This is a genomic window from Brachyspira catarrhinii (assembly GCF_005518285.1).
GTDB classification, from domain to species: Bacteria; Spirochaetota; Brachyspiria; order Brachyspirales; family Brachyspiraceae; genus Brachyspira; species Brachyspira catarrhinii.
This window is the reverse complement of the sequence record NZ_SJDU01000314.1, coordinates 1-2,733: the sequence shown is the minus strand read 5'-3', so window position 1 is coordinate 2,733 and position 2,733 is coordinate 1. Positions and strand designations below refer to the sequence as shown.

Below are 2,733 nucleotides of genomic sequence, written 5' to 3'. Positions count from 1 at the left end.
TTCTTCACAGCGCTTACGACCCCGAAAAAGAAGCGAATACTTTAATAAAAGAAATCGATAACGACACGGATTTGATATTTATATTCGGAATCGGGGTGGGCTATTTGATTAACGCAGTCAAAAAATTAAATGTAAATATAGCGGTTATAGAGCCTTCGATAAAATTTTTTAATTTGCTTATAGATAATTTCAAATTGGATAAAATACTCGAAGACAATATAACATTTTTTATAGGCGGAGACGATATAGAAGATATAGAAAAATTTATTTCGGTTGCGAATACAAAAAAAGTGAAATTCTTTATAACTCGTTCTTACGCGAATTTATTTGGCGAAGAGGCTTTATTTTATCAGCAAAAAGTTTTGTCCATAGTCGATAAAAAAATTATCAATATAAATACGATTTCAAGATTCGACAAATTATGGGCTTATAATATAGCGTCAAATGTAGCTGAAATTTCCACTCATTACGGAGCGAATAAATTTTTTGACAAATATAAAAATATTCCAGCGGTTATAGTTTCGGCGGGACCTTCTTTGGAAAAAAATATAAGAAAATTAAAAGAAATGAAAAATAAGGCTTTGATAATAGCTGTCGATACGGCAATGAAACCTTTATTCTCTCATAATATATCGCCGCATTTTGTAATAACGATTGACCCGCAAAAGAAAAATTCAAAATATTTTAGAAATGTCGATTTTAAGGATTCGGTTTTGATAGCCGAGTCTTCGGTAGATAAAGAGGCAATCGATTCTTTTAACGGAGCGATTTATTTTATTAATTCGATATTTCCTTTGGCAAAATATTTTATGGAAGAATTGGGAAACAGAGGAGACATTACAACGGGAGGAAGCGTTTCTACGGCGGCTTACGATTTTGCAATAAGAATAGGAGCAAATCCGATTATAATGGTTGGACTCGATTTGTCTTTTCCAAATTATCAAACTCATATAAAAGGAAGTTATCATGAGGAAAACTTTTTTACCGAAATATACAAACTCGATTCTTACGACAGCAGAATATACAAAGTTTTAATAGCGGGAAATTTGAGAGAAGAAAAAAATATTTATAACGAAAAAGTCTGGACAGATTCAAGATTCGATATGTATAAAAATTGGTATGAAGAGCAATGTTTAAAATATAATCAAATTAAATTCTATAACGCTACGGAAGGCGGAATCGTAATAAACGGAATGGAAAATATATATTTGGAAGAGCTTATTGAAAAATTTAACGACATTGAAATAAATATTGATAGAAACGATAGAAATATCGAAAGAAAAAACGAAATATTTATTAAAATAAAAAACGGTTTGATTAAAATTGATAATGAAATTTCTAAAATAAAACCTTATATTTTAAACGCTTTGGAATTATGCGAGAAAATAAACGAGGATTTGAAAAGACATAGAAAAGTCGACAAACTTTTGGAAAGTTTAACCGAATACGATATGAAAATCTTGAATATAAGCAAAGTTAATGAATTTTTGGGAATAACTATGCAAAAAACGATAAAGGCTATAACGGAAGGATTTATTTTTGAAGACGAAAAATATGATAAATCAATCGTTAATTCTTATAAACTTTACGAAGCGATGAACGAAAGCATTGACTTTAATCGTTATATAATAAAAAGAGCTTTGATAAAAATAGATAAGGAACTCAAATAATTTTATATTATATTATTTAGTCGTTTTTCCGATAAATTATTAAAGTAGTATTTATACAATAGTATTTTAAGGTAATGAGACATGAAATATATAATGCTTTTTATATTGACTTTTTCGATTTTATTTGCGCAAGGAAATTTGCAGGATAATTTTTTGGATACGATTATGCTCGACCAAATAGAGAGAATATATCCGAACGATAATGTAGTTAATCCTTCGTCTTATATTATAAGCATGCATTTCGATTTGAATAGATATAGATTAAATGAACCGATAACGATGGAAATAAGAATTTTCGCAAAAAAAGGAACGGTAAGTTTTACCAATTCCGTTAATCCTTTCAATAATTATAGATTCAAAGTTTTCGATAATTATAATAACGAAGTCGTTTCTTCCGACAATTATACTCTTTGGAAATATAAAAACGAAAGGAATACTGGAGGCAGTAATAGAATAATAACTCTTAATGAAGGCGAAAGTTATTCTTATTTTATAGATTTAAATAATTGGTTTCAATTCGACAGAACGGGAAGATATAGAATCGAGGGTAGTTTTAATCCGATGCCAGATATAAGCGGTAATTTTTCTATGGTTGCCGACACTTCATATTTTTTAGTAGATTCTCCGAGACAATATAACGAGCAGAATATTCGTTCGGTTAATAATTCCAATAATTTAAATACGAATAATAATAATTTGCCTTTTTATCATCCTTCGGAAGTGGTTTCAAATACTTTATTTTCAATGAAAAGTAAAAGTTGGAGCAATTATTTTAATTATATGCATTTGCCTTCAATTATCAGCATTAGTCAAAGATACAGCGATGCTTATAGAAATAATTTTAGCAATACTTATCTTGAAGATTTTACCGATTTTGGAGTGAGTCAAAAAGCGGGCAATTTGAGTTTTCAAGCTTTTTTAAGAAATCAATTTTCGGATAATATAAGCGCCGAAATGTTGAGAACCAATTTCGGAAATAATTTTTTAAATAATTTGGAAGACGCTTATAAATCGAGCAATATAAGAGAGCTTGCCATAAGATTCGATATTTTATACAGAACTT

2 protein-coding genes are annotated in these 2,733 nt (G+C 29.1%); both read left to right on the top strand.

The window, feature by feature from the left end; translation table 11 throughout:
• The coding region (locus tag EZH24_RS09880) for a motility associated factor glycosyltransferase family protein (protein ID WP_137998984.1) at window positions 1–1,670 on the top strand (1,670 nt) is incomplete at its 5' end.
• A gap of 81 nt (window positions 1,671–1,751) precedes the next feature.
• A partial coding sequence (locus EZH24_RS09875) for a hypothetical protein (RefSeq protein ID WP_137998983.1) occupies window positions 1,752–2,733 on the top strand: 982 nt, incomplete at its 3' end.